Here is a 16,825-nt window from a genome sequence, read left to right as displayed (position 1 = left end):
GATCAATGAAATCACAACTGCATCAGCGGCGGCATGGCCGCGTTCGCGCTGCTGTCGATGCGCTGCTGGGCAAGTCCGTGAGCATCAGCGACGCACCAGGCACGGCGGCCATCTTCGGCGTGGATCTCGATACAGGCATGACTGTCAGCCCGCGCACGATGCTGCAGCTCTCGGCTGTCTGGTCCTGCGTGCGGCTGATTGCCGAGACGATTGCCACGCTGCCACTCAGCATCTATGAGAAGGACAGCAAGGGAAAGCGTGTCGCTCCCCAGCATCCGCTGCACCTGATCGTGCACGACATGCCGAACCCGGATGCGACGGCGGCCGTTTTCTGGGAAGCCATGGTGGCCGCCATGCTGCTGCGCGGTGCTGGCCGGGCCGAGCGCCTTGAGTTCAACGGCCGCCTGGTTGGTCTGGTGTACCTCGACCCTGACCGCCTAGCGCCAAACCGAAAGGATGGGAACGTCGTCACCGAATGGCGCTACAGGGACAAGAGGAACCGGCAGCGGCTGATTCCAGCCAGCAAGGTGTGGACGGTGCCTGGTTTCTCGCTGGACGGTGAAAACGGCGTCAGCGTGGTGCACTACGGCTCAGCGGTGTTCGGCCAGGCAGGCGCTGCAGAGCGCGCAGCCAGTCGGGCGTTTCGCAATGGTGCCCTGCAGAACCTCTACTACTCCATCAAGGAGTGGCTCAATGAGAAGAAGCGGGAGGAGTTCCGCGAGAACGTCATGGGTCTGATAGACCAGGGCAAGACGCCACTTCTGGAGGGCGGCATCGAAGCCAAGGCGCTGAGTATCAGTCCCAAGGATGTCCAGCTGCTGGAGTCTCGGGGCTGGAGTGTTGAGGAAATCTGCCGATGGTTCCGCGTGCCTCCCTGGATGGTCGGTCATACCGAAAAGACGACCAGCTGGGGCAGTGGCATCGAGCAGCAAATGATTGCCTTCCTGGTCTTCACGCTGGCGCCCTGGTTGCGCCGCATCGAGCAGTCGATCAGCAAGGACCTACTCAACCCCGCTGAGCGCTTGCGCTACTACGCCAAGTTTGCCGTGGAGGGCTTGCTGCGCGGCGACAGTGCGGCGCGTGCTGCCTTCTACACGGCCATGGTCAACAACGGCATCCTGACCCGCGATGAGGTCCGGGCGCTGGAGGACCGTGAGCCGATGGGCGGCAATGCCGCCGTGCTGACCGTGCAGTCAGCCATGACGACCCTGGACGGCCTTGGCCAAGTCAACCCTGATGCGCAGGCGGTGGCGCTGCTACGGCAGCTGCTGGCTGCTGAACCTGAGCCCCTGAAAGGCTAAACACCATGAGCATGAAATCCCTTCCGGGCGCCCCAACGGGCCGCCCGAGCGCCGGCGTGCGCAGCGAAATCCTTCCCCGTGCATTCGACCGCTGGAATCCTGGCGTGCAGGCTGCGGTTGATGAAGGTGAGGATCGCAGCATCAGCATCTATGACGTCATCGGATATGACTACTGGACGGGCGATGGCGTGACAGCACGGCGAATCGCCGGGGCGCTCCGCTCCCTTGGTGCTGGCCCTGTCACCGTGAACGTCAACAGCCCCGGCGGCGATGTCTTCGAGGGCTTGGCCATCTACAACCTGCTGCGCGAGCACCAGGGCGAAGTGACGGTCAAGGTGCTGGGCCTGGCCGCGTCGGCCGCCAGCATCATCGCCATGGCCGGCGACACCGTGCAGATTGCACGGGCCGGCTTCTTCATGGTGCACAACGTCTGGACCGTGGCGGCAGGCAATCGCAACGATTACCGAGAACTGGCCGACTGGCTGGAGCCATTCGATTCGGCCCTGGCCGATATCTATGCGGCACGCACCGGCGCTGATGTGAAAGCCATGGGCAAGCTCATGGACGCGGAGTCCTGGATCGGTGGCAGCAGCGCCATAGACCAGGGCTTTGCCGATGAGCTGCTGCCATCCGACCAGGTCAGCCAGGGCGGTGCCAAGGCTCAAGCCAATGCCGCCCGCCGGCTGGAGGCAGCTCTGCGCGCCAGCGGCCTGCCCAAGTCTGAGGCCATGCGCCTCATCAGCGAGTTCAAGTCCGGCGTGGGTGACCCCGCCGGCAGCGGTGAGGGAGATCCCACCGAGCGCGGCTCCCCAACAGCTGCTTTTGCCACCGGTGGAGCGTCCGCACTGTCGGGTTCTCTTGCCAATTGCTTCGCTTCACTCTGAAAGGTACTACCGTGAAAAAGTCTCGTTTTATCTCCGTCGCGGTCCTCGCCGCACTCACCGTCGCATCTGTGGCCGCTCAGGCTGCTGGCGTGGATGTTCCCGGCTTCATCGCTGCTCACCCCGATGTCTTCGCAGGCCTGTCGATGCTCGGCTTTGCCGGCTCGGTCAGCGTGGAGCAGGAATACAAGCAGGTCCAGGCGGACCTGAAAAGCGTGGGCGACCAGCTCAAGGCCTACGCGGAAACAACCCAGAAGGAGCTGAAAAATCACGGCACCATGACGGCCGAAACCAAGGCCAGCGTGGACAAGATGCTGGTGGAGCAGGGCTCTTTGCAAGCCCGACTGCAGGCCGCTGAGCAAGCGCTTGCCAGTCTGGAAAATGGTGGCGGCGGTGCTGGCCGCCCTCAGACTCTGGGCGAGAAGGTCGTCAACAACGAAGCGTTGATGAGCTTCAACCCCGAGTTTCGCGGTGCTGTTGCGGTCAAGATCGGCTCTATCCATAACGCGGTGTCTGGTGCTCCAGACTCTGCGGGTAGCCTGATTCAGCCTACTCGCGTGCCTGGCATCGTGGCTCCTCCTCAGCAGCGACTGTTTGTTCGCGATCTGCTGAACTGGGGTACTACAGCCTCTCCCGATGTTGAATATGTTCGTGAAACAGGCTTCACGAACAACGCCGATGTCGTTGCCGAGAACCCGACCAATCCGAAGCCTCAGTCTGATATTGTTTTCGAGATGGATTCGTCCAAGGTGGCGACCATCGCTCACTGGATCAAGGCTTCCAAGCAGGTCCTGTCTGACGTGCCCATGCTCCAGGCCTATATCGATGGGCGCCTGATCTACGGCCTGAAGCTGAAAGAAGAGGCTCAACTGCTCAAGGGCTCCGGTGTCGGCCTGAACATCAATGGCATCTGGACCCAGGCTTCGGCTTACTCGAATCCGGGCGTCGTCGTGCAGGATGAAACCATGCTGGACCGTCTGCGCATCGCGATGCTGCAGGCGGAGCTGGCCGAGTACACCGCCGACGGTATCGTGCTCAACCCCATCGACTGGACCCAGATCGAGCTGACCAAGACCAAGGACAACGCCTACCTGTTCGCTACGCCGCACGGTCTGGCCGTGCCTGGTCTGTGGGGCCGCCCCGTGGTCTCCTCGCAGAGCATGACCAAGAACGAATTCCTGACCGGGGCTTTTGCACTGGGCGCTCAGGGCTGGGACCGTGAAGACGCGAACGTCTCTGTGAGCAACCAGGACGGCGACAACTTCGTCAAGAACATGGTCACCGTCCTGGCCGAAGAGCGCGTCGGCCTGACGGTCTTCCGCCCCGAGGCTTTCATCAAGGGCAACTTCACGGGCGTTGGTCCCACTCCCACCCCCTGATTGAAGCGGTAGAGCAGTGCACACGTGTGCACTGCTCACAAGTACAGGAGAGTTTCATGAAACAAGTAACTGTGAAGGCTGTGGCGGGCTTTGAGCACAACGGCAGCAAAAAGCCTGGTGATGTGTTTTCGGTCAGCGAAATGCATGCCGCTCAGCTCCAGGCCAAGGGCTTGATCGAGATTGAAGGTGAGGGCGGCACAGGCCAATCTGCAGGTACGCTGAAGCCCGAAGCGCCCGAAGCGCCCGAAGCGCCCGAAGCGCCCGAAGCGCCCGAAGCGCCCGAAGCGCCCGCTGCAGCTGATGCGCCTGAATCCACAGCCCCGGCTGTCCAGGCCGAGAAGCCTGCAGGCGGTAAGAGGGGCAACAAGTAGCATGGCCGCAGAACTCGTCACCATGGAGCAGGCAAAGCTCCATCTGCGCGTGATCGGTAATGACGAGGATGCGGGCATCCAACTCAAGCTGAATGCTGCAACTGAGATGGCCGTGTCCTTCTTGGACCGAGCTGTGTATGCAACCAAGGCTGATATGGATGCAGCGGTCGCAGCTGGCGATCCAGGACCTTGCCCGATGGTGGCCACCGATATGGTGCGGGCCGGAATCCTTCTGCTCCTTGGCGATCTGTACGCCAACCGTGAGGAGGTCATCACGGGAACCATTGCGACCCAATTGCCGACTGGCGCCAAGGCGTGCTTACTCCCGCTGCGGCGCATGGGGGCCTGACCATGGCCTGCAGTTCCTGCGAAGAGCGCCGCCTGTGGCTGCAAACAATGAAGGAGCTGGCTTATGAGCGAGCGAAGAAAATCCTCGGACATGCACCGTCTGATCCAGAGCAACCTGGCAGTGGCCGAGGCCCTGAATCGACAGACTCAGGCGATGCAGGAGCTGACCGAGGGCATAGCCTGCCTGCTGGATCAGATGGCTGATGATGCGCAAGAGGATGCCCAGCCGCGCATGCTGGACGGGAGCTTGCTGTGATCGCCGCCGGAAAACTGCGTCACCTGGTCAGCTTGCAGTCTCGTCAGACGGGCCGCGATCCTGACTCGGGCGCTGTGATTGATCTGGGCTGGGTGGAGGTGACCAAGCTCTGGGCGAGTGTAGAGCCGCTCTCTGCCCGGGAGTTCATCGCAGCTGCCACCAGTCAGTCCAAAGTCACGGCGCGCATCGTCACGCGACGGGATTCCCGTGTCACCGCAGCCATGCGTTTCGTGCACGTCAATCGTATCTACAACATCGAGGGCGTGCTGCCAGACCCGGTCAGCGGCCTTGAGTACCAGACACATCCAGTAAGCGAGGGAGTCAACGATGGCTGATATCCAGTTCAAGCTGACCGGATTTGATGAGGTCTCCAAGCGCTTGCAGGCCTTGCCTGTGGAGCTGCGAAAGAAGCCCGCGCGTTCGGCATTGGGCAAGGCCGCCACTCTTGTGCGCGGCCAGGCTCAGACGAATGCGATCTGGCTGGATGACAAAGCCACAGGGCGAAAGATTGCGGACAACATCATTCAGCGCTTTCGCTCCCGCTACTCCAAGCGCACCGGGGACGTGATGATCTCGGTCGGCGTGGGGACGGAAAAGGGGCGCATTCCCAAGGGCAACCCTGATGAAGGCCCCAAGGGCAACACGCCGCACTGGCACCTGTTGGAGCTGGGCACGGAGCAAGCGAAGCCGCAGCCGTTCTTGCGGCCGGCGGCAGAGCAGCAGGCAGAGGCGGCCATTGCCTTGTTTGGCACCGAGCTGGACAAGGCCATCACCAGGCTGGTGAGGCGTATGAAATGAGTGCGCCGCCGCTCTACCGCCTGGCCAAGCTCTCGCCCTCTGTGCTGGCCGTGCTGGGCTCGCCAGAGCCCCGCATCTACCCTTGGGGTGAGAACAGCGATCAGCCTGTTGTCTATCCCTATGTGACCTGGATCGAGGTCAGCGGTGCTCCATACAACCACCTGGCCGGACGGCCCACGGTTGATCGCACCACAACGCAGATTGATGTCTGGGCGAAAGCCGCAGACAGCGCCCAGGCGCAAAGGATGGTCGAGGAGGCCGCCACGGCGTTGCGGGATGCGATTGAGCTGGACTGCTACATCACGGCCTGGCGTCGGCATCCTCGTGATTCCGACACCAAGATTTATCGCATCAGCTTTGACGCCGACTGGCAGTTAAGCCGCTGATGCACTGATCACCCATATGGGCCGCCTAGAGCGGCCCTCTCTGTTTCTTGAAAGGACTTGCCATGGACCGCATCCTCCCGCAGGGCTCCGAGCTATTTGCGCTTGCGCCCAAAAAAGACGCGCCGACCGAATTTGAGGTCATCAAAGTGGATTGCGCGATCTCCGTTGATTTTGGCGAAGACGAGCGTGACGATCTGGAGGACACATGCCTCGAAGAGCGTGACAACCACACCACCATTCCCGGGCTGAACACTCCTGGTGAGTCCGCTGTTACCGTCCGCATCAATCCTCAGAATCCTGGCCACGTGCGCCTGCACCAGCTGTCTGACACTGGTGAGCGTCTGCTGTGGGCATTGGGCTGGTCTGACGGCACAGCGCCTGCCACGCTCAAGTCCGGCGGCACGATGGAGTTTGAGCTGCCCACGTCCCGGACCTGGAACGTATTCCAGGGGCACATCAAGCGCTTCAACTTCGCGGGCTTTGAAGTCGGTGGTGAACCTATTCAGGGGGCCATCACCATCAAGCGCGCCACCAAGCCCGTGTGGGTCGTGAAGGTGCCCACGCCATGAAGCTCGCTGACCTGCAAAAGAACGGCGGCTTTGTGGATGCCGCACCGGTGAAAAAGCCCATCAAGTGGAAAGCGCCTGATGGCTCTGAGCAGGCGGGCGACATCTGGATCGTCCGTCAGCCCTTTGGTGTGATCGAGCAGGAGATCGGCAATGCTGCTCCTGACCGCAGCAAGGGTGCAAAGATGATCAGCCTCAGCGTGCGCCTCGATGGCGGCAAAGAGCAACTGACCTATGACCAGGCGTACAGCCTCACCCCGGCCCTGGCTTGGGCCATGGTGATGGCCATCAATGAGGTCAATGCTCCAAAAAACTCACAGCCGCCGATGAGTTCTGGCACGAGCTCGTCCTCGCCGGCATCGGCGGCAAAACCATCGCGGAGGCAAAAGACCGCTTGAGCTTTGATGAGGTGCAGTCGTGGCTGGCGTTTCGTGAGAAATACGGTTCGCTGCATCTCCAAACTCATATCGAGCGCGCGGCCGCAACTGTCGCCCACACCGTCAGCCAGACGGTGGCGCGCAAGAAAAGCAGCCAGGCCCCCCGGTTTGAGGACTTCTTGCCTCAACGAAAGGGAGCGCAGGCGGCAGTCATCACCCTTGAGGAAGCAATGCGCGAGTGGCAATGATCAGCAATTCCCGTTTAATAGGTTTGCTACCATCCTTGGCAAATATCAGGAGGGAATATGAAGTTGGCTCTTGCCTTGGCTGGTGCGGTCGTTTTAGCGGGATGTGCGACCAATGAGGTTTCTCAACAATTGGCTTCCGTACCGGGGGTGCAGATTGAAAGAGATACCAGTGGGAATGCCTTTGTCGCAAGTTATCAGGAAAAGCTCAGCCTCAAGAGCGATGCAAAGGCTGAGTCTCTTTCCAGGTGTGTTTCCCAGGTGGTTGTGAATCATGGGGTGACGCTCACTGGCACGGCTACAACGATTGGTCCTTACACCGGTCGAATGTATGCGACGCCAACAGCGCAGACCGGTGCCGGTGGATCGGTTATCAAGTTCGTCTCAGACGATAAGCGTTCAGTGGTTGCCGAAGGCTCCGAGACCTATCAAGGTAGCGGGATGGCCGCCATGACGCAAAGAAATATCAGGTTCACGCTATCTGCGGATCTGGTTGGGAATGCTCTGCAGGTTAAGTTTGACAACCTCAACACAGTTCAGCTTGACACCGGTGTGGCCGCAAATACCGGATACCACAAGCTGGGAGCATGGTCTTCTGCAAAGCCAGAAGAGGCGATTGATGCAATGAGAGCAGTCGCTCGAAAATTGCGAGACTGCCTGTAAATAGCCATATTCGATAGAGAACCGCCGCAAGGCGGTTTTTTTGTGTCCGTAATTCAGCGGATTTTTTTGAGGCGATTCAGAAATGGCACGTCAACTTGGCACACTCACTATCGATCTGATTGCCAAGATCGGCGGATTTACCGAAGGCATGACCAAAGCCGAGCGGGTGGCAGATCAGAAGTCCCGCGAGATGGAGCGCAAGATGAAAGAGCGCTCCGAAGCTGTAGAAAAGGCCTGGACCGGTATCGGTGCTGCTATCACTGCGGGCATTGCGGGCATCACAGTCGGTAGCGTCTTCAGCAAAGTACTGACGGAATCCAGGAATGCCGAGCAAGAGCAGGCTTTGCTGGCCGCAGCGCTCAAGGCAACAGGAAACCAGGCTGGTTATTCTCAGGATCGGCTGAATGAGATGGCTGGCGCGATGGAGAGCATCACCACCAAGTCGGCTGGAGAATTCAACCAGGCGCAAACGGTGCTGCTTGGCTTCACCAACATCGTGGGCGATCAACTGCCTCAGGCGCTCAAGCAGGCGGCGAATTTTTCCGTCCGCACCGGTGCTGACATGAAGTCCGCGGCTGAGACGGTTGGCCGTGCTTTGGACATTCCAAGCGTGGGCATGGCCAGCCTGGCGCGTCAGGGCTTCAAGTTCTCCGAGTCGCAGATCGAGGCTGCCGAGAAGCTGGAGCAAACCGGCCGCATCGCTGAAGCCCAGCAGATTGTATTGAATGCGCTTGAGGAAACTTACGGGGGTGCGGCAGAGGCTGCTCGCGATACCTTCGGTGGCGCTGTCGATGGTTTGAGAAATGCCCTCAACGGACTCATGACTGGTGAAGGCGGAAGTCTTGATGGGGCGAAGAAATCTCTCAACGAGCTGACAAATACGCTCGGCTCCAACACCACCAAGGCGGCCTTTGAGGCCATCGTCGGTTGGGTTGTGTCTCTGACCAATATGGTGATCCAAGCCACGGCAAACATCGTGGCCTTCATTAATACAGCCGACAAAATAGGTGCTCTGACAGGCACCGACGTGTTCGGCAAGATGAAGTCGGAGGCCGAAGCGGCCGGGGCAGAAGTAAAGCGCCTGGGCGACCAGCTTGAAAGGCACCAGGAGGCACTGAAGCGGGATCCATCCAATGTAATTCTGCAGCGTTCGGTCGCCAATACACGCAAGCTTGTCGATGCGGCAATGAAGCGGGCAGCGGGAGCATCTGACACTCTTAAGAGTTGGGCTAATACCGCTGCGACTGTGGCAGCAGTTGATCCGCTGGTGGCGCCGGACCTGAAGCCCCGAACGCAAGGACCTGTCAATCTCAAGGATGGTTCTGGCGGTAAGAAGTCGGGAAACGGGCGCGCGGACAAGGACGCCGAAGCAGCTGAGCGATATCTGCGCAAGCTCCAGGAGCAAGCCTCGCAAGTCAAAGAGATGACGGCGTTGGAGAAGCTGTTGTATGACGTACGTGAAGGAAATGTGCGCTTCAGCTCTCAGGCGCAGGCAGATGAGGCGGAGCGCCTGGCTGTCATTGCCGACTTTGCGAAATCCGGCATCGAGGCTGAAAAGGAGCGCAAGCAACTGCAGCAAGAGGGCCTGCAGCTCACGGAGCAGGTACGCACACCGCTGGAGCAACTGCAGGATGACTATGCCCGCATCAACAAGCTGATGGAGGGTGGCGTCATCAATGCCCAGACGTATGAGCGTGCCATGAAGCAGGCGCGTGAGAATGTCTTTGGCATGTCCGGAGATGTTGACAAATGGATTCGTGGCGACGTGCGGCCCTTGGCGGGCGGCATGTTTGACTTTCAGCCTGATCGATACATTGCCGAGGAGAAGTCTGAGAACGAGCGGTATGCGGCGCAGATGCTACGTTTGCAGGAGGCCTATAGCGGTCGCCTGGAGTACGTCGCTGAGCAGTACCTTCTTGAGGAGGATCTGGCCCGTGAGCATGCGGCGCGAATGAACCAGATTGACACAGCTCGCAACCTGCTCATGCTCAGCACCGCAGAGACTGGTTTTGCCTCGTTGGCGGAGTCGATGAAGGGCGCGCAGGGAGAAGCGACAGGGGCATACAAGGCCTTGTTCGCTGTGTCTAAAGCGTTTGCCATTGCTCAAGCCAGCATAGGGCTCAGCAATGCCATCAGCAACGCAATGGCGCTCCCGTTCCCAGCAAACCTTGCGGCTGCGGCATCTGCTGCGGGCTACATGGGCACGATTCTGTCCAACATCAAATCGGTCACGGCGGGCTTCTGGGACGGCGGCTACACCGGCCCGGGTGGCAAGTATCAGCCGGCTGGCATCGTGCACGCGGGCGAGGGTGTGCTGTCCCAAGAGGACATGCGCGCGCTGGGTGGTCCTGGAGCTTTCGAGGCATTCCGCCGCTCTCTGCACACTGGCTATTCGGCTGGTGGCGTGGTTGGCTCTGCAGCGCCTCCGGCAGTGCGTCGCGACTATGCAACCGAGCTGCGCGGCCAGGCACCCATCGTGAATGTGATCGAGGACTCCAGCAAGGCCGGCCAGATCGAGCAGACGCAAAACGCTGATGGAAGCTACAGCACGAATGTGTTTGTTCGCAATATCCGCAACGGCGGCGAGGAAGCAACTGCGCTGGAGACAACTTACGGGCTTACGCGCCGAGGACGATAGATGGCAATCACTTCAAACATTGACTGGCCGCAGGGCTTCCCCTGCGTGCTGCGGGAGGGGCACACAACCCGGCACGCCAGCCCGCTGTTGCGCACCAGCATGGCATCGGGCCGGTCGCGTCAGCGCCGCAAATTCACCAGCGTGCCCAGTGTGCACACGTGTGCATGGCTGATGACGCAGGCGCAGGCGCAGGCCTTTGAGTCATGGTTTGCTGAAACACTGGTCGATGGTGTGCAGTGGTTCAACATGCCGCTCAGGACGCCCATGGGTTCGGGAAAGCTGCTGTGCCGATTCATGGACATGTATGAAGGCCCCGACCTGGTGGGCATCGACCGCTGGCAGATCTCCGCTCCAATCGAGGTGTGGGCGCGGCCGCTGCTGCCGCCTGGCTGGGGTTTGCTGCCGGAGCTGGTGATCGGCTCCAGCATCATTGACCGCGCTGTCAATCAAGAATGGCCGGAGGGATAGCGATGGCAACCAGTACAGCCTTGAAGCTGCTCTATGCCGGCGACGATGTGGCGACCGTGCGCATCTGTACGCTGGACATCGAGCTTCCGGGTGGCGAGCACATACGCCTTGCCCACAGCTATGAAGACCTCACGCTGGGGGTGGATGGTGTGCCGCAACTCTTCGAGGCTTGCGGCCTGGAGATATCCCTGCCGGAGCGCAGCACCATCGGGAACCAGTCCTTGCGCTTCGGTCTGGGGGTGGTCGATGGCCGGGCGCATCGCTTGATTAGTGACGCGCTCGACTCTGGCCAGCCTTCGTATGTGGTCTACCGCGAGTATCTGTCGACCGACACGTCTGCGCCGGCGAAGGCTCCAAAGCGCATGTTGATCCAAGGGGGCGATATGAATAGCAACGTCCTGCAGGTCGAGGGCAGCTACTTCGATCTGCTCAATCTGACGCTGCAGCGTGATCGCTACACGGCGGACAAGGCGCCTGGCGTCAAGTATCAATGAGGCAATTCCTGCGGACGCGCTATGTGCGCGGTGGGCGTGGCCCTGTGGACTACGACTGCTGGGGCCTGGTGCGCGATGCGCGCTCGGCCCTGTTCGGCCGGGCCTTGCTGCCGACCCTGCAGGATGCCCGGCCGGGTGAGTTGCGCGGCATCACACGGGCGGTCGACCAGGTCATAGCCCTGCATGGCTTTGCACAGTGCAGCCCTCGGGCGGGCGCGGTTGCCACGGCCTGGAGGGCCAGCCTGTGCGTGCATGTGGGGCTGGTGGTCGAGGTGGACGGCCAGTTGCGAATACTCGAAACCGATGAGCCCGATGGGCCATGTCTGACTGCTCTCAACCGATTTCAGGCCCGCTACACGCGGGTTTTGTTTTATGACGATCAAGATTTACCCCGGCCAGATGCCGAGCCAGCCTGTGGAGTCGCACCCGTGGGCGGGCACGATTGCGGGCTGGTTTGCGGCGGTCGGTATTGACTATGCGGCGCGCGAGATCCAGCCCATCACGCTGCACCTGAATGGCGTGCTGCTGCCGGTGGATGCTTGGGCTGAGGCGGTGATCAGCAATGAAGACCAGGTTGATATCCGCCCCATCCCTCACGGCGGCGTTTTCAAGCTGGTGGGCAGCATCTTCAACTTCTTCTTCGGCTGGTTACTCCCATCGACCAGCAACCAGCGCTATGACACGCCGCAGGGCAAGCAGCTGAGCTCGGCCGAGGGCAAGGCCAACACGGCAAAGCTCAATGGTGTGGTGCCGGAGCTGCTGGGCCAGTTCATCCGTTACCCGGACTATCTGACCCCACCGCGCCGCTACTTCAGTACGCCGCGTGAGCAATGGCTGGAGATGCTGCTCTGTGTCGGCCCCGGCCAGTACCAGATCGACCCGGCCACGGTCAAGATTGGCAACACGCCGCTGAGCACGCTGGAGGGTGCTGAGTTCACCGTGCATGGCCCGGGCGCCGATATCGGCGGCATCACCCAGCATGAAAACTGGTACAGCTGCCCGGAGGTGGGCGGCACCAGCGCCGGCACGGCGGGGCTTGAGCTGAGCGCCATTGACTCGGGTAATGTCAATCCCACGGCAGGCAGCTATGCGCTCAACGGCGCGCAGATCACTGCCGATGTGGACTGGCCCAATGCCTGGGGCTCTGGCACCGCCATGTCGCTGATGTTTGAGCAGGACGTGACGGTGGCCCTAGAGCTTGAGCCTGGAGAGGGCAGCAACTACTACAACACATTTACCGCCGACTGGCGCGAGATTGCGCCATCGCTGTGGATGCTGCTCACCGCATCCGGTGCGCTTACTGGTTCGCTGCGTGTGGAGTCCGTCGACGGCAACACGATTACCTTGGCTGAAGCGGTCAGTGATGGCGACGGGGGCTTTACTTATAGGCGCATCAGTCACCTGCCCGCTGGGGTCATATCGTTGGCGGTGTGCCGGGCTGGGCGTACCTACACGGCTGCGTCAGTGGCCGGTCAGGTGCTGACGCTTGCACCCAGCGAGGGCGGCAGCTGGGCGGGCTTTGCGCCGCGCACAGTGCCGGCGGCTAAGGCAAGCTTTACCGTGCAGGCAGATACCGTCTACGGTGAGCAGGCCGGCCCCTTTGTAAGCTGCCCGGCCGCTGAGGTCAGCAGCACGCTGGAGGTGGATATCTTTTTCAGCCAGGGCCTCTGCTATGTCTCCGACAAGGGGGAGGTGCAGGGCAGATCCGTGGGGGTGGAGATCCAGTACCGGGACTACGCCGCCGGCGGCGCCTGGCAGAGCGTGGTCAAGTGGTACACCGATGCCACCATGGACCAGATCGGTTTCACCGAGCGCATTGCCTTGCCCTATGCCATGCGGCCGCAGGTACGGGTGCGGCGCCGGGGTGCCAAGAGCACCAGCACGCAGGTGCACGATGAGGTGCAGTGGTACGCCATGCGCACGCGGCTGCCAACGCGCACCAGCTACCCGGACTGGACCACGCTGAGCGTGCGCGTGCGGGGCCTGGGGCAGATCGCAGCCAGGTCAGAGAACCAGCTCAACCTGGTGGCCACGCGCATGCTGCCTGTGCTGCAAGGGGATGGCTCCTGGAGCGCGCCACAGCCTACGCGGGATATCTCGGCCGCTCTGCGGCACATCTGCAGCACGGTGGGCTATGGGCTGGACAGCATCGACATGGCCGAGCTGCAGCGCCTGCATGGCATCTGGACGGCTCGCGGTGAAACGGCAGACCATGTGTTTGACGAAACCACGGTGCTTGCCGCCCTGCAGGCTGTGTTGGCCGCAGGCATGGCCGAGCTGACGATTGATGACGGCCTGCTGCGCCCGGTGCGCGCTGGTGTGCGCACGGTCGAAGACGGCCACGCCTACAGCGCGCAGAACACCACCGAGGGCATTGCTCGGTCATTCAGCGGCATTCGGCCTGACGACAACGATGGCGTGGAGGTGGAGTTCAGCGACGCCGGCGACAACTGGAACACCAAGACGGTGAACTGTCTGCTGCCTGGCTCGCTGGGCATCAAGCTTGAAAAGCTCAAGGTACTGGGGGTTACAGACCGCACGCGCGCCTGGCGCATCGGCATGCGCCGAGCCCGGCAGCTGCGCTATGAGCGCTGGACGTACAGCTTCACCACGGAGCTGGACGCGCTGAACAACAGCTATGGCGACTTTGTCAGCCTGGTGGATGACATCCCCGGCTTCGGCCAATCGGCCCTGCTCACCGGCATCAGCAATGCCGGCGGCCAGGCCCGGCTGGAGGTGACAGAGCCGCTGCGCTGGGATGGTGCAGATCCGTATGTCGTGGCGTTTCGCAGGCCTGACGGCTCGCTGGCTGGGCCATGGCCGGCAGCTCAAGGAGCCAGCGCCTATGAAGTGCTGGCCCCGATCCCGGTCGGGGAGTGGCCGCAGATCAAGCTGCCAGAGCCGCCCCATGTGTATTTCGGGCCTGTCACCCGCTGGAGCTTTCCGGCCATCGTCAAGAAGGTCAGCCCCAGCGGCACCGATGGTGCCAGCGTGCAGTGCGTGAACTACGACGCACGCCTGTTCGATGACGACAACAACGCGCCACCGCCACTTTGAGTAGCCGGCCACCTGGCCACAGAGATCTTCAACACCCGCCCGCATGGTTCGCCCAGCGGGCTTTTTGTTTTGTGCGAGGACACATGACTAGCTATCACACAGGCAATCCACCGGGCAGCCAGGACCCGCGCGACCTATTTGACAACTCCAGCAACTTGGACCAGTTCATGCTGAGCCCAGAGCGCACATATCCAGATCGCCTGGGGGTGGAGCGCCTGACCCTGACCGCGCTTGAGAATGCAACGCCTGATGCGATTGCAGCGCGTGACGTGGCTAATTCAGCGGCTGATGTCGCTGTCTTGGCTCGTGACGCTTCAATTGCTGCTGCCGGCCCGCTGTATGCGACAGAGGCCATCGGGCGGGCTGCGGTGGCAGATGGCGAGACCTTCAATGTTCAGGGCAGCGGTGATATCGCGGCCTACCAGTACCGCCGCGTCAACAGCACCACAAGCACGCTGCTGTCGACCTATCCTGCATCGTCTGCAGTGCAGAAGACTTCGGATGCGCTGTCCGTCGAGCGATATGGCGCGGGGTACAGCGATGCGCTTCCCATCCCTGTTGGCACGTCGAATGCCTCGGGATTGATCTTGCTGGATTGGCCCCAGATCGCTGGCCGCATCTCCAAGATGTACATCAACAGTGCCGCTGCGGGCACAGTCGATGTGTACGTCTACAGCAAAGTCGGGGATACGTTCACGCTGCAACGCCAGCAGACGCTCACGATCCCGGCCGCCGGGTATCAGATCGTCCCCGTATCCATGCCCATCACGGCAGGCGAATACATCGCGGTTCGGGGTAGCGGTGGCTCCCTGACCTACTCCGCAGGCCGCTCGGATGGCAACGGCATCCGCTCCGGCACGGTGGGGCCGTCATTCACACAGGCGACGGTCAGTACAACGTCCCGGATGATGGTCCGCTTCGAGGTCTCGGCATTCACGGGGTTTGACCAAGCTACGCCGCAGATCGAGGGAAGCCTTGATCATGTAATCCGCCAGACCCTTACCGAGACACGTGATCAGCAAATCAACAACTTGGCGCCGTTTGCAGCGCCAACGGGAAGCCTGAGCGCGACGGCAACTTTCATTCTGAAGACGCCGGCGGATGACAACGGCGACCTGACCTTCGAGTGCAATGCAACGGCCGCGGGCGTCGTGAAGCTGTTGTTGATGACCAAGATCAGTGAGACGCGCTTTGAGCAGCGTGCCGTTGAAGCGGTCACTGTTGCCGTGGGAACAAACAGCATCCCGCTCACGATGAAGGCGAAGAAAGGCGACTACTTCGCTATCAAGGGCTCTGCTGTCGGCTACCGCACTGAGACCTCATTGGGGACAGCTTCTTTCTTTACCCAGAACTTTGCTGATGGGGTGGCATGGGTCTACACCGTCAACATCATGGCGGGCTTCAAGGTTCGCAGCGCGGTTGCTCCGGCCCCTGGTGCGTTGGATCGGCCGTCAGTGGTGGATCTGCCATGGGAGTACATGCTTCTGCCAGTCTTGGGCCACAGTCTGATGGAGGGCTCACAGACGCCCACCAGCGGGACGACGCCGATCACTGTCGCTCAGGAGTTTGATAGCTTGGCGTTCCCAGCTTATCCGGCAGCGCCCAGCTCTCTGTTGCCAGCGACTGTAGCAAACAGCCAGCGCAATGAGTGGACCCCTCGTGGAGAGTGGCCTGGCCTGGGGGCAGCAGCAGCCCTGCGGCTTGCCCTGGAGAGCCAGAACAACTTGCGGTATACGGATGTCAAGTCCACCATCGTTGTAGCGAATAACGGCTTTGGCGGTGCAAAGATCGCTGGCATAGCCAAGGGCACTGCGCAGTACAACTCTGTGATCGCGCAGGCTGCGGCATTGGCTGGGGTGAGTGGAGGCACTGCAGGTGTCCTGGCGGTCCCGCTGGGAATCGGGGAGAACGACACGGATGCGGCGGCATATCGTGAGGCTCTGCCGATCTTGGTCAAAAACTTAGACGCTGATACCAGGGCGCAGACGGGACAGACAAAGACTGTGCACACCGTCATGTACCAAATGAGCACGCAGCAGCGTGCGATTTCTCTGGCGCAGTTGGACGCGGCTCGATCTATCTCCTTGATTGCACTCGCATGTCCGGGCTACATGCTGAGCTACTACGACAGCATCCATATCGACAGCGTGTCTGAGCGCATCTTGGGCGCCTATTTTGCGGAAGCAATCAAGACGGTGGGTTTGGATGGCGGCAAGTGGGAACCTCTGTGGCCCATAGCCTGCAATGTTTCTGGCAACTATGTGACGCTGACTTTCAATAAGTCGGGCCTGGTAATCGACACAACCTCAATGCCAGCGCAGACGTATATGGGGTTCGCTGTCTCAGGCACGACCGTGAGCAACGTATCGGTCATCAACGGCCGCCAGGTGCGATTGCAGTGTGCTGCCGCCCCTGTGGTTGGTGCCATGGTGTCTTACGGCAATGCAGCAGTTGGCAAGGGGCCCTACGTCGGCCGGGCCGGCAACTTGCGCGACAGCCGAGGCGAGACTCTGAAGTTTGATGACTTTCCGCTGCACAACTGGTGTGTGGAGTTTGATTGGATCGTTTGACCTGACCCGCTTCGGCGGGCTTTTTTA

The 16,825-nt window shown here is 61.1% G+C and carries 19 protein-coding genes; all 19 read left to right on the top strand.

Translation table 11 applies throughout. The features are described 5' to 3' along the window. Window positions 1–5 precede the first annotated feature (5 nt). The 19 genes from EIC84_RS16360 (at window position 6) to EIC84_RS16275 (ending at window position 16,798) form a co-directional block, all read left to right on the top strand. Window positions 6–1,301: a phage portal protein gene (locus tag EIC84_RS16360; RefSeq protein WP_003069288.1), complete on the top strand. Its 1,296-nt coding sequence runs from the start codon at window positions 6–8 to the stop codon at window positions 1,299–1,301. A 5-nt stretch (window positions 1,302–1,306) separates the two neighbouring features. Continuing rightward, window positions 1,307–2,185, top strand: a complete 879-nt coding sequence (locus tag EIC84_RS16355) for a head maturation protease, ClpP-related (protein ID WP_003069290.1) — start codon at window positions 1,307–1,309, stop codon at window positions 2,183–2,185. A gap of 11 nt (window positions 2,186–2,196) precedes the next feature. Further along, window positions 2,197–3,561, top strand: coding sequence for a phage major capsid protein (locus EIC84_RS16350; RefSeq protein WP_003069292.1), 1,365 nt, complete (start codon window positions 2,197–2,199; stop codon window positions 3,559–3,561). Between the two features lie 56 nt (window positions 3,562–3,617). Continuing rightward, window positions 3,618–3,932 (top strand): hypothetical protein, encoded by a 315-nt coding sequence (locus EIC84_RS26005; RefSeq protein ID WP_167599008.1) that lies wholly within the window; start codon window positions 3,618–3,620, stop codon window positions 3,930–3,932. A 1-nt stretch (window position 3,933) separates the two neighbouring features. Beyond that, window positions 3,934–4,281 carry a head-tail connector protein gene (locus tag EIC84_RS16345; protein ID WP_003069296.1) on the top strand — a complete coding sequence of 116 codons (348 nt, stop codon included), beginning with the start codon at window positions 3,934–3,936 and terminating at the stop codon, window positions 4,279–4,281. A 63-nt stretch (window positions 4,282–4,344) separates the two neighbouring features. Next, window positions 4,345–4,536 carry a hypothetical protein gene (locus EIC84_RS16340; protein ID WP_131361380.1) on the top strand — a complete coding sequence of 64 codons (192 nt, stop codon included), beginning with the start codon at window positions 4,345–4,347 and terminating at the stop codon, window positions 4,534–4,536. Then, window positions 4,533–4,871: a phage head closure protein gene (locus EIC84_RS16335; protein WP_003069300.1), complete on the top strand. Its 339-nt coding sequence runs from the start codon at window positions 4,533–4,535 to the stop codon at window positions 4,869–4,871. The genes EIC84_RS16340 and EIC84_RS16335 overlap by 4 nt, the downstream gene beginning before the upstream one ends. Continuing rightward, window positions 4,864–5,334 carry an HK97-gp10 family putative phage morphogenesis protein gene (locus tag EIC84_RS16330; protein ID WP_003069302.1) on the top strand — a complete coding sequence of 157 codons (471 nt, stop codon included), beginning with the start codon at window positions 4,864–4,866 and terminating at the stop codon, window positions 5,332–5,334. The genes EIC84_RS16335 and EIC84_RS16330 overlap by 8 nt, the downstream gene beginning before the upstream one ends. Then, window positions 5,331–5,720, top strand: a complete 390-nt coding sequence (locus EIC84_RS16325) for a DUF3168 domain-containing protein (RefSeq protein ID WP_003069304.1) — start codon at window positions 5,331–5,333, stop codon at window positions 5,718–5,720. The genes EIC84_RS16330 and EIC84_RS16325 overlap by 4 nt, the downstream gene beginning before the upstream one ends. A gap of 62 nt (window positions 5,721–5,782) precedes the next feature. Beyond that, complete coding sequence (locus EIC84_RS16320; protein WP_003069305.1) at window positions 5,783–6,289, top strand: phage tail tube protein; 507 nt, start codon at window positions 5,783–5,785, stop codon at window positions 6,287–6,289. After that, the gene (locus EIC84_RS16315) at window positions 6,286–6,684 is read left to right on the top strand and encodes a phage tail assembly chaperone family protein, TAC (RefSeq protein ID WP_003069307.1); all 399 of its coding nucleotides are present in this window, start codon (window positions 6,286–6,288) and stop codon (window positions 6,682–6,684) included. Before EIC84_RS16320 ends, EIC84_RS16315 begins: the two co-directional genes overlap by 4 nt. Beyond that, entirely contained in the window at window positions 6,681–6,911 is a 231-nt protein-coding gene (locus tag EIC84_RS16310; RefSeq protein ID WP_003069310.1) for a hypothetical protein, read from the top strand. The genes EIC84_RS16315 and EIC84_RS16310 overlap by 4 nt, the downstream gene beginning before the upstream one ends. Window positions 6,912–6,968: 57 nt before the next feature. After that, window positions 6,969–7,571 carry a hypothetical protein gene (locus EIC84_RS16305; RefSeq protein WP_003069312.1) on the top strand — a complete coding sequence of 201 codons (603 nt, stop codon included), beginning with the start codon at window positions 6,969–6,971 and terminating at the stop codon, window positions 7,569–7,571. A gap of 82 nt (window positions 7,572–7,653) precedes the next feature. Then, window positions 7,654–10,209: a phage tail length tape measure family protein gene (locus EIC84_RS16300; protein ID WP_003069314.1), complete on the top strand. Its 2,556-nt coding sequence runs from the start codon at window positions 7,654–7,656 to the stop codon at window positions 10,207–10,209. After that, on the top strand, window positions 10,210–10,677 hold the full coding sequence (locus EIC84_RS16295) for a hypothetical protein (protein ID WP_003069316.1): 468 nt from the start codon (window positions 10,210–10,212) through the stop codon (window positions 10,675–10,677). It abuts the gene before it with no gap. Between the two features lie 2 nt (window positions 10,678–10,679). Then, window positions 10,680–11,171, top strand: coding sequence for a DUF1833 family protein (locus EIC84_RS16290; RefSeq protein WP_003069319.1), 492 nt, complete (start codon window positions 10,680–10,682; stop codon window positions 11,169–11,171). After that, the gene (locus tag EIC84_RS16285; RefSeq protein ID WP_080554235.1) at window positions 11,168–11,644 is read left to right on the top strand and encodes a hypothetical protein; all 477 of its coding nucleotides are present in this window, start codon (window positions 11,168–11,170) and stop codon (window positions 11,642–11,644) included. Before EIC84_RS16290 ends, EIC84_RS16285 begins: the two co-directional genes overlap by 4 nt. Further along, window positions 11,544–14,228, top strand: coding sequence for a host specificity factor TipJ family phage tail protein (locus tag EIC84_RS16280; RefSeq protein WP_003069322.1), 2,685 nt, complete (start codon window positions 11,544–11,546; stop codon window positions 14,226–14,228). The genes EIC84_RS16285 and EIC84_RS16280 overlap by 101 nt, the downstream gene beginning before the upstream one ends. Before the next feature lie 83 nt (window positions 14,229–14,311). Continuing rightward, window positions 14,312–16,798, top strand: coding sequence for a hypothetical protein (locus EIC84_RS16275; protein ID WP_003069324.1), 2,487 nt, complete (start codon window positions 14,312–14,314; stop codon window positions 16,796–16,798). Window positions 16,799–16,825 lie beyond the last annotated feature (27 nt).

It is taken from the genome of Comamonas sp. A23 (assembly GCF_004522605.1).
Taxonomy (GTDB): Bacteria; Pseudomonadota; Gammaproteobacteria; order Burkholderiales; family Burkholderiaceae_C; genus Comamonas; species Comamonas thiooxydans.
This window is presented reverse-complemented; position numbering and strand designations above follow the sequence as displayed.